Below are 18,036 nucleotides of genomic sequence, written 5' to 3'. Positions count from 1 at the left end.
AAACGCCTTATCATGGAGTGTCGATTCTAGTGAAACGGTATGTCAAGAAAAAGCTGTTTTTCAGTCTGACATGGAAGGCGTTGTTTGCGGTGACGGTTTCGACGTTACTGGTTTCCGGCAGTGTGTTCGTTCTGGGCAACTACACCTTTGAACAAAATCATAAACAAAAGCGCAAAGTGAGGCATGAACAATACCAGCAGGCTTTTGCCAGCGTTTTAAAGCAATTGCAACAAAAAGAGACGGAATTAAGCTGGTTGATTCCTTCACTGATAGCTTCAGAGCAAAAAGAGGCTCGGATAGAAGAACAAATTAAACGGTTGCTTGATAATAACTGGTTTAAGATCGAACTGGAATCCGATATTCGCTCGATTTGTCTTTTTTCACCCCAGGGGCAATTGGAGGGGGAGTGGGGAGAGCGCGTCGATAGCACTATAATTTCCGCCTCCTGGATAGAGGCGGTTTTTCGACAAGAGAAGCCACTGAGTAAAATCGTTTGTAGCGGTGAGTGCCTTCAGTTTCATGCCTTGCCTTTTCTGCTCCAAGGTAAATTGAGTGGTGTGTTCATTTTTGTTTCCGGCATCGCGGAAATCGTTTTGCAAATGAAGGCGATTACCGGAGCCGATGTCGGCATTCTGATCGAAACAAAAGGACAGTCATTGCGGCAACAGACCGCTTTGCCCAATTGGTCGGTGCATGTCGCCGCCTTGACCGAATCCCCAGTCAATCTTCCCTTGTTGACGGCGCTGCGGAGTCGCCATGCCGATATCATCACGAAGGATAGCCTGTCTTTCATTTATAAAGGCAATACTTATGATATTTTTACCATTCCATTCGGCGAGAAATCTCATCAGGCCAGATTGATCATCATCGACAATATTACCCAGGAGCTGCTGGAGAAAAACAAGGCGGTCAATTTATATGCCGTCAGTGGCCTCTCCAGTATTGTATTATCGGGGATCATTCTCTTCCTAATGTTTGTGAGGCCGACGCATAAATTAAAGAAAATCATTAATTTATTGCCCCTTATTGCCGATAAGCAATACAGTAAGGTTCGCCAATTCCTACCCAGTACCAGTCAAACAAAATTCCTAGCCGACGAAATCGATATCCTTGGCTCAGTGTCCCACAATTTGATCGATACCCTGAGCCGTCTTGACCATGAAGTCGAACAACGCAATCAACATTTAATCGAGCGTGGCAGGGAATTGCAAAACGAGCGAAATTTTGTTGCTAATATTCTGAATACCGCACAAGTCATCATTATGCGGTTAGATCGTTTCGGCCAGATTTTGTCGATCAATAAATTTGGTGAGAATGTGACGGGCTATAACGACATCATGTTGTCTAAGCATCATTTCTTTACCGACCTGATCTACGATACTGAAAGTCATCAATTAATCACTGACATGATCGATGATTTGCTGCGGGAAAAATATAAAACTTTTCAACACGAATGTTCTCTTTATTCGTTGGAAGGTATGCAGCTGTTTATCTCCTGGTTTTTTACTATGATCGATAATCCCGACACGCAACCGGAAATACTGGCCGTGGGTTTGGATTTGACGGAAAGAAAAAAAGCCGAAACCGAATTAGCTTGGCTGGCCGATCATGATCCTTTGACTCGTTTGTTTAATCGTCGTCGTTTCGAAATGGAGTTGCGTCGGGTCGTCAAGGAGGCGCAACGCTTCAATCATACGGGCGCGTTGATATTCTTCGATATTGACCAGTTCAAATATATCAACGACAGTAGCGGACACCAGGCGGGTGACCAATTATTATTGAAGGTTTCCGAAAAGTTGAGGGCCATAGTTCGCTCTACCGACATTCTCGCTCGCTTCGGTGGCGATGAATTTGTTATCCTGGCGCCTGAAGTGGCCCAGGACCAGGCCGAGTCATTAATCACGAAAATCTTCCGCTTCATGCAAGAAGTGGAAATCGTATTGGAAGATACTCTGCATAAAGTCACGATCAGTGCCGGCCTACTGATGTTTCCGGTCAGTGACTATACTGAACAGGATCTGATGGCCAGCGTCGATATCGCCATGTACAAAGCCAAAGCGGCCGGAAGAGGAACATGGTGCCTGGCGTCGATTGACGATTTGAATCGAGAGGATATCAAACAGCGCGTCAATTGGAAGGCCAAAATCGAGAAGGCGTTGGTGGATGACCGTTTCGTTCTCTACTTTCAACCGATTCTACATATCAAGAGCCGAACCATTAGTCATTATGAATGCTTGTTGCGCATGATCGATGAAAACGGCAACATCGTTCCGCCCGCTTTCTTTATTCATGTGGCCGAGCAAACCGGCTTGATCAGCCTGATAGACCAACGGGTCTTGAAATTGGCATTACAAGCCCAACGCGACTTCATCAAGGCAGGACATGATATTACTTTGTCTGTCAATTTGTCGGGCGATATGATTTCCAATCCCGACGCGATGATCATTTTTTCCAAGATATTCGCGCAGTTTGATGTCCCTCTACAGAAATTTATATTCGAGGTCACGGAAACCCAGGCCGTGACCAATTTGTATGCCGCGACGGATTTGATCACTCATCTGACCGAATTGGGGGGAAGTTTCGCCTTGGATGATTTCGGCGTCGGTTTTTCCTCGATGAACCATCTCAAGCAATTACCCATTCAGTTTTTGAAAATTGACGGTGAATTCATCAAGCATTTGCCTGGCACGCGTGAAGACAGGTTGTTTGTCAACGCTATTCACGAAGTGGCCCATGGCATGAATATCAAAAGCATCGCGGAATTTGTCGAGAATAATGAAATATTGGATACCTTGGCGAAAATTGGTATCGATTATGCCCAAGGTTACGGTATAGGCAAGCCGACGCCTCAACCCGAATTTCTTCATTAGCGAAGTATTAGCCGGATATTTTATGGAAAATGTGTTGAATTGGCAGGGAAAATATAAGATTTCTCTATTAAGGGATTTTTCCCGCTTGCAGGAGATATATGCCTTGAATCACGATGCCCTGAGTGAGGTGGGGGATATCTCACCTAGGCAAAATGGAATGTTAGTGATCGATCCTCGCCTGGATAAGATGGCGGAAACATCCATATTGATTGCCGATGAGGGTTACGAGATTATCGGTACGATCTCTTTCACCCTCGATGGAAAAGAAGGCATGCATTTGGAGAAATGGTTTGAAAGAGAGGTCGAGGCAATTAGAGCAAAAGGCGATGTGAGATTGGGGACCGCTTGGCGTTTTGCTATCGAACGTAAACATCGAAATAACAGACGCTTGGTTTTGGAAATGATTTGCGCCGCTTTTGCCGTAGGGCGGAAACAACACTGCAATAAATGTCTAGTTGTTTCAACCTATCGTCATATCGGGTTCTACAAGAAATTTATGGAGGCCGAAATTGTCGCCCAACGCCAGGCTTCCCTGGACGGGAAACGGCTGGTCGATATCGCGTTGCTAATGATTGATGTCGAGGAAACCTGGAAGAGAATTAAGAAAGTGATTTCGTGACGGCCGGTATTAAAAATCATAGGACAGCATCAGGGTATATAAGTCCCAATGTTGGGTGGTCTGCCGGTTTTCCAAGGTGGACAGCCAGCCGGTACCGTTGATGCGGTGATATTCGGCGCTGAGCAAGAGCGTCGATATTAACCTGATCCTCAGGCCAAAGGTCCAGTCCTTGGCAAATCGACTATAAGCCGGAACGGAGAAGGTTCGGGCAAATTTCTGGCCATCTCTGTCGTTTTTGTCCCAGATGAGTTGATCGTAACGGACCAGGCCTTGTATTCGAGAGGTGATATTGTATAAGCCTTGGACATAATAACTTTCGCCGGTGTAATCCATGTCGGGCAGGGCTGGACCAAAATCGTGAATGCGTGTTTTACGTAACGCGTACTCTCCGGTGATCGACCAATTTTCTGCGTTGTATTGTGCGGAAAATATTAACGGGTTGAACCTGAAATTACCCGGCAAAAATTGTCGGTTCGTGGCTTCCGGGTGGTAGTCGGCATTGTATTCGCCATAAGTCACGGCCAACCTGACCATTCCGCCCTGCCATTCGTAATTCAGACGGGTCAGCCAGGAAACGTCGCCCTCGAAATCCCCCGGACTGCTGCCTACCAAGGAATGTTTGAAACTGGGGTCCTCATTGCGAGGAATAAACGCTCCAATATTGAACATGAAGTCGCCATAATCCGTTCTTTGCTCGGCATAAAAATAACCGCCATCGGATGATAAGGCGATATTCCTATTTCGGTCGAAATAAATCGATTGGGGGAGTAACACGCCAGGTCTGGTCGAAGCAACATCGCGGGTATCGTTGTACAACCCCAAGGGGGTAGGCACTCTGCCGACCTTGATGCCCAGCAGCGTCGATTCCGATGACAAAATGGCGTAATTCAAGACGCCATAATCGATGCGTAAATCTTCCTGGTCGGTTTGTCCGGCATTCCGCCACACCACTTGCAGCGCGAGTTGTAAGTCCGGCAAGGGGCGCCAGGAGCCATTGATGCCCAGTTCTCGAAAATCGACCGAAATATTGTCATCGCTATGACCGAATAGGTTATTGTCGGAAGTGTGCAGAAAACCCTGGGAGAGAAAACCATGGATTTGCATGGACTTGGGAAGGCTCGGACCATGGCTCGCTTCGCTTGCTGCGAGCGAGGTAGAGGCTAGGCATAATAGCCAACAAAGGCCGGTGATAACCTTGCCAAATTGATATTCTTTGTCGTGTTGATAATAAAGCATGTTAATCTTTCCCGCCCGCTTGTATGCGCAATTCTTTCAAGCCTTGTTCAATTTGATCGGACCTCAGATAGCCGATCGCGCCAGGAGTGGAAATTAATCTACTGATCATTTCTTCGTTGCTATTCAATTCAATCGGCGCTTGGCCGGAACCACTAAACACCAGGCGATTCCAAATTCGCCGCATCTGGTGAGGAAAGACATTTAATATTTCCTTGCAGAATGCTTTATGGAGGGGATTATCGTCACTTAGTACAAACACGGTAATAGGGGTGCCGTCCTGCCAGCGATGCAATCTCATCTTAAAGATGGCGCTAAGTCCCTGTTTACTGATGGCATCCTGCGTGATGGCGTGATTAACGACAGGTACTACCTTTCCGGGCGCATGCTCGAAATCCATAGCATGACAAAGATCCTGCAAGAGAAAGATAATCAGCAGAATGATGCCTTTTGAAGATGAATTCATTGAAGTCGTTTCAACGGTATGGCATTGGCCCCTGCAATATAGGTCCATGATTACAAACTGTGTAAGCCTAGACTATGTTCTCTAAGATTCAAATCACATTGTGCGCCAATTCAATTGCATGGTGAATTTCCTCGAAATCATTGTAAAAGTGGGGGGAGAAACGTAATCCTTGGCCCCTCATCGCGCAGGCAACATTATTGTCGGTCAATGTTCTAAATAAGGTCCGGTTATCCGCCGAATGATGGCGGAAAACGATAATGGCTGAGCTCAATGCAGGGTTATGTCTAGATAATAAAATAAGTCGACTGCTTTGTTCAATCAGTTCTCGCGCACAGGCCGCGTTTTCCAGGGCTTTTTTTTCGACTTCTTGCATGCCGGTTTCCAATAACAAGGAAAGGCTGGCCGACCAGGCGTGTATGCCCAGCATATTGGGACTGCCGCATTCGAAGCGTTGCGCCGTCGGGTGAATGGACCAGGGTTTGTTCTCGTAATTGTGGGTATCGGCGATCATATGCCAGCCGTATTGGGTAAGGCGCAGTCGCTCTCGCGCTTCGGGGCGGCTGTAAAAAACGCCGAGACCCTCTGGGCCCAACATCCATTTGTGGCCATCGGCCATGACGAAATCGGCCTGGCAGGCCTGTACGTCGAATTGAACGCAGCCGAGGCTTTGTATCGCATCGATGCAAAACAGAATATTGCGTTGTTTGCAAAATTCGCCGATTTTGTTCAGATCGAGGCGCAGACCGCTGGCAAATTGAATCGAGCTGATCGTAATAAGACGGGTGTGATGGTCGACCAGGGCGAACAAGGCATCCTCCGGTTCCGTACAGGGATTGAGATCCGCTTCCCTGAACTCCACCCCTTGGTCGGACAACGATTGCCAGGGAATTCGGTTGGATGGAAATTCCTCGTTACTGCTGACGATGTTGTCGCCGGCTCGCCAGGGCAGGCCATAGGCGACGAAGGATAGGGCTTCCGACGTGTTTTTGACCAGCGCAATATCCTCGGTTGAGGGGGCGTTCAGTAACTGTTGTAACTGCTGGCGTAATTCGCGTTCTTTTTGTAACCATCGGGGATAGAATTGGGAACCGTGAACGACGTTTTGTTCGGCGAATGCCGTCACGGCTTGCGCGGTCCGCTTGGGCCAAGGGGCGACGGCGGCATGATTCAGGTAAATCAATCCTTGTTCTAGTGGGAATTCTGGATGTCTCTGCATGGTTGATGTCTGGATAAATGATTTAAGAATTTTGCCGTGTAATAACGTACATGCTATGGTTCAATAACGGATGATGTCGATATCCAATAACATAATCATGTCATAATCATAAAGTATTCTCTCCCATCAATGACAACATGTATTGTTAAATCTTTAATGGACTGACAAATATGAATAAGAAAATTACCAAAGCTGTTTTTCCGGTAGCCGGATTAGGGACCCGCTTTCTGCCCGCAACAAAGGCCAGCCCCAAAGAAATGCTTCCGATCGTCGATAAGCCCTTAATTCAATATGCGGTCGAAGAGGCGATAGCGGCTGGCATCGATACGATGATCTTTATCACCGGGCGCAACAAACGGGCCATTCCCGACCATTTCGATAAGTCCTATGAGTTGGAGATGGAGCTAGAGCAAGCCGGTAAGACGGAAATGTTGAAAATGATCCGTAACATCCTGCCGTCCCATGTCTCTTGTGTCTTCATTCGCCAGCCGGAGGCTTTGGGCCTGGGACATGCCGTACTCTGCGCCAAACCGGTCATTAACGATGAACCTTTCGCGGTTATCCTGGCCGATGACTTGATCGAGGATTCGACCCGTGGCTGCATGGCGCAAATGACGGAGCTGTTCAAACGCGAGCATCGCAGTATCCTCGGGGTGGAGAGGGTCGATCCGGCCGAGACCCATAAATACGGGATTATCGAAACGGAAGAAGTCGAAACTAGAATCGGACGGTTGCAATCCATCGTCGAAAAACCGGCCCCGGAAGATGCTCCTTCCAACCTAGCGGTCGTGGGCCGTTATATATTGACCCCGGCAATTTTCAACAAGATCGAAAATACCGGCCGCGGCACCGGCGGCGAGATCCAGTTGACCGATGCCATCGCCGATTTGATGGCCGATGAAACCGTCATGTCCTATGAGTTTGAAGGTAACCGTTACGATTGTGGCTCCAAACTAGGTTATTTGATCGCCACCGTCGAACATGCCCTGTTGCATAAAGATTTGAAGGACGATTTCGAGGCTTACTTGAAGGACTTGTCGAAAAAACTGTAAACGATCCGCCCGGCAAGCGAATCGTTACACGCTTCTTAATTGTTCCTTTCGCCGCCGGCGTTCGACAAACTGATGTACCAACAAAGCCGTCAGTATTAGCGAAGCGCCGGCGGCGACCTTTGCGGTCAATTCCTCGTCGTTGACCGCAAAGCCCAATAATAATGCCAAAACCGGAGCAATAATCGTAATCAATGCTACCGTCGTGGCCGGCAGGTGGGTCAGGACGAAATAATACAGGGCAAAGCCGACGCTAGTCGCGATCACACCTAAATAAACGATGGCTATCAGGCTGCGTAGCGTCATATCCGACGGTAATTGCACATCGTCATAAACATACCAACTGCCAAGATACAAAGGCATCGCCAGCAACAAGCCTCCGCCGACCTGAACCATGGCTGGCAATTTGGCGTCGATCTGCTTGATCCAGACGGCGCTGAGCGAATGTAGAAAGGCGCCAAACAAGACGCCGCACATGCCTTGAATGGCGGCGACGTTGAGATCGATGGCCGAACTGAACATCAAGGCCAGCCCGCCGATGCCGAGCAAGTAAGAAAATAATTTCCCCCAACCCAGACTTTGTTCCTGTTGAAAAAATGCCGCCAACAGCGCGGTCATGAATGGCGTCAGCCCGAATATAACCGAAACCCAACCGGAGGGGATGAAACGGGAGGACCAATAAACCGCCATCATCGCGCCGAAAATCTGCACCGCGACGCCCAGGTAAGTCAGCAGCGCAAAGCGATGCCAGGGCAGGCGCTGGCGCGAAAATATCAGCATGAGAAATACGCATAAAGTCCCGATCGCCATGCGCAAAGCGGCGCCGGCAATAAATCCCGCGCCTTCGGCGCTCCATTTAATGGCCAGCGGTGTCGTGGCCCACAGCAGGGTAACGCAGAGGTAGGAGAGGAGAATGCGAATATTGTTCAAGGTCGGCGCTTTCGGCTAAAAAAATCCGCGATTATAACCGATAGGGGAAGGTATAGACGAATAGGTAGGAGCGCCGCCCCCCGGTACGAACAACGCAGGGTAATTGCTCTGCCGGGGCATCGGGAGTACACTCGAAAATAAAAGCGCATATTTCAGGAGAATCTTGGATGGATAATATGTTTGGATTTGCTGATGAGTTGGGACCGGCGAAAATAATTCATGTTTATGAACCGGCCATCGGCTTGAAAGGGATACTGGTGATCGACAACGTCGCCCGCGGGCCGTCGATCGGCGGTCTGCGCATCGCGCCCGATGTCAGCGCCAATGAATGCTTTCGCCTGGCTCGGGCGATGACGTTGAAAAATGCCGCGGCGGATCTGCCGCACGGCGGCGGCAAGATGGTCATTTACGGCGATCCGAAAATGCCGCTACAGCAAAAACAGCAAATCGTACGCGCCGCCGCCGATTCGTTGCGCAACGAGGAAGATTATATTTTCGGCCCCGACATGGGGACCAACGAAGAATGCATGGCCTGGGTCAGGGACGAAATCGGTCGGTCGGTGGGACTGCCGGAGGAATTGGGCGGCATTCCGCTCGATCAGCTCGGCGCGACCGGCTGGGGCTTGATGCACGCCACCGAAGTGGCCTTGCAGCATTTGGACTTCGATCTGACTGAAGCGCGGGTAGCGATCCAGGGGTTCGGTTCGGTCGGGAAGCACAGTGCGCGCTATTTGCATGACAAGGGTGCCAGGATTGTCGCCGTCAACGATAGCCGGGGAACCGTTTACAATCAACAGGGTTTGGATATCGAGGCCTTGTTCGAATTGAAAAAGTTGGGAAAAAGCGTCGCTGACTTCAGCGGCGGCAAAACATTGGAACGGGATGCGATTATCGCCATCGATTGCGATATCTGGATTCCGGCCGCACGGCCCGATGTGATCCATGAAGGCAATGTGCAACAGATGAGGACCAAACTGATCGTGCAGGGCGCCAATATTCCCGTTACCGAAGGGGCGGAAAAGTATTTATACGAACATGGCGTGTTGTGCGTGCCGGATTTCATCGCCAACGCCGGCGGGGTGATCTGCGCGGCGATGGAATACAAGGGGGCGACGGAGCATGCGGCCATGACGACCATCGCCGAGAAGGTTGCCGGAAATACCCGCAAGGTATTGGAAATCTCCGCTAACGATGGCATTCAACCCCGCGAGGCGGCGGTCAAGATGGCCACCGACCGGGTCAAGAAGGCGATGGCGCTGCGGCGCTGGTCGTTGTTTTCCACCGCTCCCCATTTCCTCTGAGGCGGGTGCCGTTCCATGTTCACGATTCGCTTTCACGGTCGCGGCGGGCAGGGCATGAAGACGGCCGGCCATATGCTCGGCAACGCCTTTTTCCTGGCCGGCTACGAGGTTCAGGACGCGCCGCGTTACGGCGCAGAACGGCGCGGCGCGCCGATGACGGCCTATGTTCGGGCCGATAAACAACAGATTCTCTCCCGCGGTATCATTCGCGATCCCGGTTTGGTCGTCGTCGCAGATGACAGCCTGGTGCCGATAGCGTCCGCCGGCGTCATGAGGGGTCTTAGCGAAAACACGGTACTGTTGCTGGTGACTCGGGAAACGGAAGCGACCTGGCGGCAACGGTTAAATATCAACGGCCCGATCAAATTGCTGCCGCCGCCGACCAGCGATCTGCCTTTGGCGAGCGCTGCCTGCGCCGGCGCCGCCGCCAGCTTATGCGGCGTGATCGAAGCCGAACAGCTTGGCGAGGCGATCAGACAGGAACTGACCGGACGGGAACAGGCGCTGATCGATAAGAATATTGCCGCCGCGTTGGAGGCCTACACGTTATTCGCAGCCGACCGCGGCATCGTACCGCAGCGCGAGGGCGCTGACGCGGAGGATTATGTTAAGCCCGATTGGATCGATCTGCCGCTGGAAACGGCGGAGCTGTCGGCGCCGGTGATCCATAGGCCGCAAACTAGCGTCAAGGTCCGCACCGGCTTGTGGCGAACGCGCCGCCCGGTCATTGATGCCGAGCGCTGCAATCAATGCTGGTGGGTGTGCAGCAGCAGTTGTCCGGACAGCGCGATCAATATCATCGATAACCGGCCGGTGATCGATTATGAACATTGCAAGGGTTGCATGATCTGCGTCGCGCAATGTCCGGCCCATGCCATCGAAAGCATTCCCGAGGCGGAAGCGCAACAGGAGGAAAAGTCATGACCCGCCAGTTGATGACAGGTAACGCCGCCGCGGCCTGGGGTGCGCGGCTGGCCGCGGTCGATTATGTGCCGGCCTTTCCGATCACGCCGCAGACCGAAATCATCGAAACGCTGGCCGCCTGGTTCGACGACGGTTCGATGCAGGGGCGCATGACGGTGCTGGAATCGGAGCATTCGATGGTGACCGCAGCCGGGGCTGCCGCCGCGACGGGGGTCAGGGTATTCACGGCGACTTCCAGCCAGGGCTTGTTGCACGCGATGGAAATGATCTACACGGTGGCTGGCTGGCGGGTGCCGTTCGTGCTGGTCAATGTTTCGCGTGGACTGAGTGCGCCGATCACGCTGGAGCCGGACCATAACGACGTGCTGGCGGCGCGCGACAGCGGGTTCCTGCAGTTGCATTGCAGCACCTGCCAAGAGGTATTGGACAGTGTGTTGATCGCCTATCGCCTGGCCGAACATAGCCAGGTCAGGCTGCCGATCATTGTCAACCAGGACGGTTTCTATCTGTCCTTCACCCGCGAGCCGGTGCAGTTGCCCGACCCCAAACAGGCCAGGGCCTTCGTCGGCGACTTCGACATGGGCGGGCTCGGCTTTCGCGCCGGCATGCCGGAAAGCCAGGCCGTCGCGGTGCTCGGCGGTTCGCCGTATTCCTATTTTCGTTACGAATGCCATCTGGCCATGCAGCAGGCCTTGAATGCCTACGATGAAATCGCGGGCGAGTTCGAGCAACGCTTCGGCCGCTATCACGGCGTGGTCGAAGCTTTCCTGACCGATAATGCCGACTATTTGTTCGTGATGATGGGCTGTTTCGCCACTAAGGCCAAACATGCGGTGCTGCAACTGCGCAAAGCGGGCGTCAAAATTGGCCTGTTGCGGCCGCGCTTGTTCAGGCCGTTGCCGGAATGGCGCATCAGGGACATCTGCCGCGGCAAAAAAGCGGTGGCGGTGATCGATCAGAATCTGTCGCTGGGCAAGGGCGGCGTGTTGCATGCCGAACTGACCTCGGTCTTGTATGGCCAAAGCGATATGCCAGCCATCGTCGCCAGTTTCATCGGCGGTCTGGGCGGGCGCGACATATCCCAGGAGGAATTCTTCCATATCGCCGAAATCCTTCAGGATGCGGCGATCAGCGGGCAAACGCCGGCGCCGCGTCTGCTCTATACGCAGACCGAGTTCAGAGAATTCAAGAAATTGCAGGCCATAGCCGTTTACGAACGACACGAGTCCAAGGAGCAGCCGACATGAGCGAAACGATTTACCGGCGCATGAAGGATCTGCCGTCGACCCATCTGCTCGGCGCCGGCACGGCCGCCTGCGCGGGTTGCGGCGGAATGCAGGCCTTGCATCAGATCTACGACGTGTTCGGCGACAAGACCGTTTTCATCAATGCCGCCGGTTGCATGACCCTGTTGTCGGTCTATCCGTTCACGCCGTTTAGCGGCTCCTGGTTGTATTCGGCGATGGGATCGGCGCCGGCCGGCGCGCAAGGGGTGCGCGACGCGCTCGATATCCTGTTGGCCAAGCAACGTATCCCGGCCGAAGAGGATCTTTCCGCCGTGGTGCTGACCGGTGACGGTTCGGCCTACGGCATGGGGGTATCGGCGACATCCGGCGCGATCGACCGCAATCTCGATTTTCTCTATATCTGCTACGACAACGAAGGTTACGGCAATACCGGCCAGCAATTCTCCAGCGCCACGCCGCATGGGGCGAAGACGGCGACCAGCGAGGGCGCGGCCGGCTATCCTGGCTTCAAGAAAGACCTGTTCTCGTTATGGGTGGCGAACAAACCGGCCTATGTCGCCACCGTAATCGGTAGCGAACCGCTCGATCTGGCGCGCAAGGTCGAAAAAGCGAAACAAATCAAGGGGCCGCGGCTGCTGTTGGCCTTGGCCCCTTGTCCAACCGGCTGGGGCTTCGATCCGGCCGACAGCTCGGCGATAGGCCATTTGGCTGTGAAGACCGGCATCTGGCCGCTCAAGGAGTATGTCGACGGTCGGGTCGTGCATAATAAAATTCCTCGGGAGCGTCTGCCGGTCGAAGACTATCTGCAAAAGCAGCAACGCTTCGCCCACTTGTTCAGGCCGCAACGCAACGAGGCATTGCTGCAGGAAATCCAAAACCGGGTCGATGATTACTGGGACAAAGTAGAACCGGAATGACAATGACGAAAAGTTATTGCCATCGCGGCGGCGAAACGCCGCTGCTCGGCGCGACGATCCCGGAGCATTTCGCCGCGATTGCCGAACGATATTCCGACCGCGAAGCGGTCGTCAGCCTGCCACAGCAACAGCGCCTGACTTATCGCGAATTAGGCGAACAGGTCGATCTCGTCGCTCGAGGCCTGCTCGCCTTCGGCTATTCCCGCGGCAACCGCATCGGCATCTGGTCGACCAATAATGTGGAGTGGATCTTGTTGCAACTGGCCACGGCGCGCATCGGCGCGATTCTGGTCAACATCAATCCGGCTTATCGCATTCATGAGCTGGAATTTGCGTTGCAACAATCACAAGTGCAATGCCTGGTGTGCATTCCCGCTTTCAGGAAGAGCGATTACGTCGAGATGCTGGTCGAATTGCTGCCGGAATTGCAGCAATCTTCCGCTATCATCGACAGTAAACGTTTGCCTAATTTGAAACGCGTGATTTTGTTCGATCCCCTGATGCCGTTGCGGAAGGCCCCGTCCGCAGGTTTCTCACGGTGGTCGGATTTATTGACCGCCGCCGGCGATGTGTCGACAAAGCAACTCGAGCAGGCCGGCGCGGCTCTAGATATCGACGATCCGATCAATATCCAATACACCTCGGGCACCACCGGTTTTCCCAAGGCCGTCGAACTGACGCATCACAATATCCTCAACAATGCCTGGTTTTCCGCCCAGGCGATGCGATTCTCGGAACAGGACAGGCTGTGCATCCCCGTGCCGTTTTATCATTGTTTCGGCATGGTGCTGGCCAATCTGCTGTGTTTCTCGGTCGGTGCCTGCGCGGTGATCGCCTGCGAGCATTTCGACGCCGGCCTGGTTCTGCAGGCCATCGAGCAGGAACGCTGCAGCGGGCTGCACGGTGTGCCGACCATGTTTATCGCCGAGCTGGATCATGCCGATTTTCCCCGTCATCGTCTCGATTCGCTACGCACCGGCATCATGGCCGGCGCGCCGTGTCCACCGGAACTATTGCGCCGGGTCATGCAAGATTTGCATTGCCAAGAGATCCTGATCGGTTACGGCGAAACCGAAGCCTCGCCGTTGACGCACCTGACCGCCATCGACGACAGCCCGTATTGCCGCACCCACACCGTCGGCCGCAATTTGCCGCATCAGGAAGTCAAGATCGTCGATATTTCGACCGGCAAGACGGTGGCGATAGGCGAGGCCGGCGAGATTTGTTTTCGCGGCTATCACATCATGCGCGGTTATCACGACAATGAACCAGCGACCCGCGAGGCCATCGACGACCGGGGCTGGCTGCATTCTGGCGATGTCGGGGTTATGGACGGGGAGGGCTATGTCAGTATCACCGGGCGCTTGAAGGAAATGATTATACGCGGCGGCGAGAATATTTATCCGCGCGAGATCGAGGACTTGCTTTATACCCATCCGAAAGTCGCCGCGGCCGCGGTCTTTGGCGTGCCCGACGATTACTATGGCGAAGAGGTCGCGGCCTGGCTGCAATTACGGGAAGGGCAATGCTGCGATGAGAACGAGATCCGCTCCTTTTGTGAGGGGCAACTGAGCCATTTCAAGATTCCCCGCTACATTCGTTTCGTTGACGGCTTTCCGATGACGGTGACCGGCAAGATGCAGAAATATAAGATGCGCGAGATGATGCAGCAGGAATTGGCCGGGAAATCAGATTAGCCTTAATCCAAAATACTTTTTATATTGCTGTTATCAATCAATCTCGGCGGCAGCCACTTCGCCGCGTTCATCGAGTTTAAGCCATAACCGGCCATAGCACGATTTCTGGTCGGCCTGACAGCCGGAGCCTTCCATGATGCTTTCCAGAAATGTGAAATAAATCAAAAGACGGCCGGGTTGGCGTATTAGAATTTCGTAATGAATCGAGTCGTCGATAATCCAGCCGTTCTGGCTGCAAAAAGTATTGAGTTCCTTGCATACCATTAAGAACGACTGGATAGGATCGGGTTTGGCAATCACAGAGAACAAGGGCTTGAAACAATAATTATAGAGTAACTCATCTATGGTTTGCTTAAAGCGTACTTTATAAACCAATATCCTGATGATCCGTCATGCTTTTCAGCCGTTTGGCGGTGTCTTCCACCAGTTCGGCCGCCATCGATAAGTGTTGCGATAGCGCTTCGCGGACGATGAGGTTAAGTTCGTGGAACTCTTTGTCGGAAATTGCATCCCTCGCTTCATCGCTCAACACGTTTTTAAAGGCGGTCACGACTTTATCGGCCAGTTGGTTGTTTTCGGTCGTCATGGTTTCTCCTGGTGCGATTATAAACGAATTTATTTTGCCGAGTTTGAGCTGAATTTGGTTACAATGCAAGTCATTACATAATCAATCGGCCCCTATGAAAAAATCAGTCTTAGTTACCGTTATCGCGGCTTTACCCCTTTTATTTTCCTGTTCTTCGCAACCGATACGGCCAGTGCATAACGAACAGCCGGCTATTGGTGATGACATGGAGGAACAAGCGACGGTGACGACTGCGTTGCCGGCGCCGTTTTTGTATCGCGACAAGGAAGGCAAGACGTTGAAATTGGTCCGCATGATGGAGGGCGGCGCTTGTAAGAATGAAGATCAGGGTGTCGTGGGCATGTTCATGTTGTATGCGGATCCGGATGATATCGAACGCATCAAGCAAGAAAAGGGAGAAAAAGTATTTGCCGATTATGAACAGGTTATCGAGCAGTTTTCCATGCTGGCTTTGGAACAGGCAGTCAAAGAGCTGGAATTTGCCGATGACCCGTTTGCATTGGATGAGGAAGATGCGCAACGTCGATTGGCGGGAAAATTGACCGATTTGTTCGACGCCGCGATTGCCGATGCCATCGTCGAGTTTGAAGCCAACACAACCCTGATGATCGATTTAGTGCCGTTGCAGGACTCTTTTTATTTTTATCTGAATGGTTGCGACATGTCCCATGAAGAATGATCGCAAACACCTGGACCGATGTGCGGACGATTCAACTTGTTGGCCGGGCCCGACCGGCTGAGCGAGCATTTTCAATTACAACGGCAACGCCCTTATCGAACCAGTTACAATATCGCGCCAGGGCAAAAAATCCTCACCGTCGTGCGATTGGGAGACGGCAGCCATAAGGCGGTCAATTTATGGTGGGGGCTGATTCCGTCCTGGTCCAAGGACCGTAAGATCGGTGCTCGCATGATCAATGCCCGCGCTGAAACGGCTGCCGAAAAGCCGGCATTCAGGGCAGCCTTCCGGCAACGGCGGTGCCTGATTCCGGCCACCGGTTTTTATGAATGGCACAAAACCGATCGCGGCAAACAGGCTTACCATATCTGCCGCGAAGACCTTAGTGTGTTCGCTTTCGCCGGATTATGGGAACATTGGGAAAAGGGCGCGGAAACCGTTTATTCCTGCACGATTCTCACAACGGCGGCCAATGCCTTGATGCAGTCGATACACGAGCGTATGCCGGTGGTGGTGAATTCCGGCCAGTACCCGCTTTGGCTGGATAAGCAAACCCCTATCGACGAATTGAATAGCCTATTGCTTGATGACGCCTATGAGGATTTCGTCGCCAAGCCTGTTAGCGATTGGGTCAACAACCCGGCCCACGACGATGCCGATTGTCTGACCTAACGCCTACAGCCCAAGCTCGAACACTAGCTTGATCGAAACATAGACGATTAGAATGATGAGGCCGATATACAGCAAAAACTGCAATGGCTGTTTCCGAACGCCATCGATCAGGCGTTTGTTTTTTCCTTGCCGTTTCAATCGCTCATAAATCGCCCGTTGCTCGGAATAGCGTTTTTGTTGATACGTTTCCAACAATCGTTTAGCCGTGGTCAGGTCGTCGTCGTTCCTGAGCCACAGAGCAGGCATCGAAATGCCCCAATTGCCTGCCGAGGTTTCGTAAAAATCGATATTGTGTGCGTCGAGTAATTCGCGTACTTCCTCGGCCTCGTCTTCCGGTACGCCCCGTAACGGGAAAAGCAGAGTTGCCATAGAATAAGCTGTCATTGCATAAAAGCCGAAGATAATACCTTATTCACGACCTCGTTGTGCAGCCGTCATGCTAAGTCCGGAAATATTAGCGGTTATGCCGGGCATTGTTTTTCCAGTTTGTTCGTTTTTTGTTAGCGTGCTTGAAAACACGAATTCAAGCAGTATATTTCTGGCGGATTATCCGCTTTTGTGCCAGGATGAGCCTTGGGGTTAAAACTTGCTTGTTATCGAATCGATTAAGTTTTCGCGTTGCCAGTTTCGGAATGATATTGCTTCATCCCGGCTTCTTACGAGGGAGAAAAGGTTAAGCGTCGAAATTTGTTGTGGGCAGGGTTTTGTATTAAGGGAGCGGATCATGAGACAGCTGAAATTTATTTTATATTTATCGTTGCCGGCTTTATTAAGCGGTTGTGTCAATCTCGATGCCGTCGGCAAATTTGCCGACGGCACGGAAAAACTATCCATTGCTTCGGCTGAATTTTACCGGTCAGAATTGGAAACGGACAGGAAACTGGCCGGTTTGGTCGTCGATCTCGGCGAGACGGTTCCGGCCGATGAATCAGCTTGGGTGAATGCCAGCAGTCGAGGGGAAAACCTAATCGCCGAAGCGCGCAGAAACAGGGCGGCGGTCGCGGCGTTGGCGAGCTATGCCGAGAGTTTGCGGGAAATTGCCGAGTACGACGATGAGGAAGAGATTGCCGAATCATCCGGCAAGTTAAGCCGCAATCTGGTGAGTCTCAGTCATGAGTTGGATAGTAGTTCCAGTGTGGATGAATCGGCGCTGGCTCAGGCTTTTACCCAACTGGCGGGTTTGTACAGCAAGGTTAAGACCCGTTCCGTTATCCTCGAAAAGGTGAAAAAAGCCCAGCCGCATGTGGAAACTATTGTCTATACGATGTTGAGGGATATCGAACGGCAGCAGGTCAGGTTTTCGCTCGCCCGGCTGAGCGCCAATGTGAACCGGGAAAAGTGGTTCAACAGCTTCCAGCATGATTATCGGTCGGCCGGTTTGGCGGACTCGCAGAAATCCTTATTGGCGATGGCGGCAGGGCAATTGGTGGAGGATGAACTAGCGGAAAAATTGTCCGAATTGCCCTCCCGCCGTTTTCTGGAAAAATTACAAAAAACCGCCAACAGTTGCCTTGCCGCGCATAAGGCCATCGGCGAAACCGGTTTGAAGAAGGACGCCAAAGTTCTCGTCGAGTTTGCCGGCGATGCGCGCGACCTTTACAACAGTATTTCCGATATCCCTTAAATTTAG

The 18,036-nt window shown here is 52.2% G+C and carries 18 protein-coding genes; 11 read left to right on the top strand and 7 right to left on the bottom strand.

All coding sequences use genetic code 11. The features are described 5' to 3' along the window. The first annotated feature begins 29 nt into the window (after nt 1–29). Entirely contained in the window at nt 30–2,870 is a 2,841-nt protein-coding gene (locus EP25_RS0108260) for a bifunctional diguanylate cyclase/phosphodiesterase (protein WP_036300367.1), read from the top strand. A gap of 22 nt (nt 2,871–2,892) precedes the next feature. Next, a complete protein-coding gene (locus tag EP25_RS0108255) occupies nt 2,893–3,489 on the top strand; it encodes an N-acyl amino acid synthase FeeM domain-containing protein (protein ID WP_031433432.1) in 597 nt (198 codons plus the stop codon). A 9-nt stretch (nt 3,490–3,498) separates the two neighbouring features. On the opposite strand, the gene EP25_RS0108250 is transcribed toward EP25_RS0108255, so the two are convergent. From EP25_RS0108250 to EP25_RS0108240, 3 genes are all read right to left on the bottom strand, one after another. Beyond that, nucleotides 3,499–4,725 (bottom strand): hypothetical protein, encoded by a 1,227-nt coding sequence (locus tag EP25_RS0108250; RefSeq protein ID WP_036300362.1) that lies wholly within the window; start codon nt 4,723–4,725, stop codon nt 3,499–3,501. A 1-nt stretch (nt 4,726) separates the two neighbouring features. Further along, a complete protein-coding gene (locus tag EP25_RS0108245; RefSeq protein WP_031433430.1) occupies nt 4,727–5,188 on the bottom strand; it encodes a substrate-binding domain-containing protein in 462 nt (153 codons plus the stop codon). An 88-nt stretch (nt 5,189–5,276) separates the two neighbouring features. Beyond that, on the bottom strand, nt 5,277–6,404 hold the full coding sequence (locus EP25_RS0108240; RefSeq protein WP_031433429.1) for an aminotransferase class V-fold PLP-dependent enzyme: 1,128 nt from the start codon (nt 6,402–6,404) through the stop codon (nt 5,277–5,279). A gap of 170 nt (nt 6,405–6,574) precedes the next feature. Between EP25_RS0108240 and galU the strand changes: the two genes are divergently transcribed. Further along, nucleotides 6,575–7,456, top strand: coding sequence for a UTP--glucose-1-phosphate uridylyltransferase GalU (gene galU, locus EP25_RS0108235; protein WP_031433428.1), 882 nt, complete (start codon nt 6,575–6,577; stop codon nt 7,454–7,456). 24 nt (nt 7,457–7,480) lie between these two features. Here the strand turns inward: galU and EP25_RS0108230 are convergent, their stop codons facing one another. Then, complete coding sequence (locus EP25_RS0108230; protein ID WP_235185867.1) at nt 7,481–8,383, bottom strand: DMT family transporter; 903 nt, start codon at nt 8,381–8,383, stop codon at nt 7,481–7,483. A 167-nt stretch (nt 8,384–8,550) separates the two neighbouring features. Between EP25_RS0108230 and EP25_RS0108225 the strand changes: the two genes are divergently transcribed. The 5 genes from EP25_RS0108225 to EP25_RS0108205 are packed head-to-tail and all read left to right on the top strand — an operon-like array spanning nt 8,551 to nt 14,469. Beyond that, nucleotides 8,551–9,684, top strand: a complete 1,134-nt coding sequence (locus tag EP25_RS0108225) for a Glu/Leu/Phe/Val family dehydrogenase (protein WP_031433426.1) — start codon at nt 8,551–8,553, stop codon at nt 9,682–9,684. A gap of 15 nt (nt 9,685–9,699) precedes the next feature. Beyond that, on the top strand, nt 9,700–10,608 hold the full coding sequence (locus tag EP25_RS0108220) for a 2-oxoacid:acceptor oxidoreductase family protein (RefSeq protein WP_031433425.1): 909 nt from the start codon (nt 9,700–9,702) through the stop codon (nt 10,606–10,608). Beyond that, nucleotides 10,605–11,855, top strand: a complete 1,251-nt coding sequence (locus EP25_RS0108215) for a pyruvate synthase (RefSeq protein ID WP_031433424.1) — start codon at nt 10,605–10,607, stop codon at nt 11,853–11,855. Before EP25_RS0108220 ends, EP25_RS0108215 begins: the two co-directional genes overlap by 4 nt. After that, nucleotides 11,852–12,772, top strand: a complete 921-nt coding sequence (locus tag EP25_RS0108210) for a thiamine pyrophosphate-dependent enzyme (RefSeq protein ID WP_031433423.1) — start codon at nt 11,852–11,854, stop codon at nt 12,770–12,772. Before EP25_RS0108215 ends, EP25_RS0108210 begins: the two co-directional genes overlap by 4 nt. A 2-nt stretch (nt 12,773–12,774) precedes the next feature. After that, a complete protein-coding gene (locus EP25_RS0108205; RefSeq protein ID WP_200875020.1) occupies nt 12,775–14,469 on the top strand; it encodes an AMP-binding protein in 1,695 nt (564 codons plus the stop codon). Nucleotides 14,470–14,502: 33 nt separating this feature from the next. On the opposite strand, the gene EP25_RS0108200 is transcribed toward EP25_RS0108205, so the two are convergent. Together EP25_RS0108200 and EP25_RS0108195 are read right to left on the bottom strand one after the other, a co-directional pair. Continuing rightward, a complete protein-coding gene (locus EP25_RS0108200; protein ID WP_235185866.1) occupies nt 14,503–14,769 on the bottom strand; it encodes a hypothetical protein in 267 nt (88 codons plus the stop codon). A 64-nt stretch (nt 14,770–14,833) separates the two neighbouring features. Beyond that, entirely contained in the window at nt 14,834–15,055 is a 222-nt protein-coding gene (locus tag EP25_RS0108195; RefSeq protein ID WP_152555621.1) for a hypothetical protein, read from the bottom strand. Nucleotides 15,056–15,149: 94 nt separating this feature from the next. Between EP25_RS0108195 and EP25_RS0108190 the strand changes: the two genes are divergently transcribed. Together EP25_RS0108190 and EP25_RS0108185 are read left to right on the top strand one after the other, a co-directional pair. After that, a complete protein-coding gene (locus EP25_RS0108190; protein ID WP_031433419.1) occupies nt 15,150–15,734 on the top strand; it encodes a hypothetical protein in 585 nt (194 codons plus the stop codon). A gap of 18 nt (nt 15,735–15,752) precedes the next feature. Next, a complete protein-coding gene (locus tag EP25_RS0108185) occupies nt 15,753–16,406 on the top strand; it encodes an SOS response-associated peptidase (protein ID WP_031433418.1) in 654 nt (217 codons plus the stop codon). A 3-nt stretch (nt 16,407–16,409) separates the two neighbouring features. Here the strand turns inward: EP25_RS0108185 and EP25_RS0108180 are convergent, their stop codons facing one another. Continuing rightward, nucleotides 16,410–16,775: a DUF6164 family protein gene (locus EP25_RS0108180; protein WP_031433417.1), complete on the bottom strand. Its 366-nt coding sequence runs from the start codon at nt 16,773–16,775 to the stop codon at nt 16,410–16,412. A 355-nt stretch (nt 16,776–17,130) separates the two neighbouring features. On the opposite strand from EP25_RS0108180, the gene EP25_RS0108175 reads away from it, so the two are divergent. Next, entirely contained in the window at nt 17,131–18,030 is a 900-nt protein-coding gene (locus tag EP25_RS0108175) for a hypothetical protein (protein ID WP_031433416.1), read from the top strand. The last annotated feature ends 6 nt before the right edge of the window (nt 18,031–18,036 follow it).

This window comes from Methylomarinum vadi (assembly GCF_000733935.1).
Lineage (GTDB): Bacteria > Pseudomonadota > Gammaproteobacteria > Methylococcales > Methylomonadaceae > Methylomarinum > Methylomarinum vadi.
This window is presented reverse-complemented; position numbering and strand designations above follow the sequence as displayed.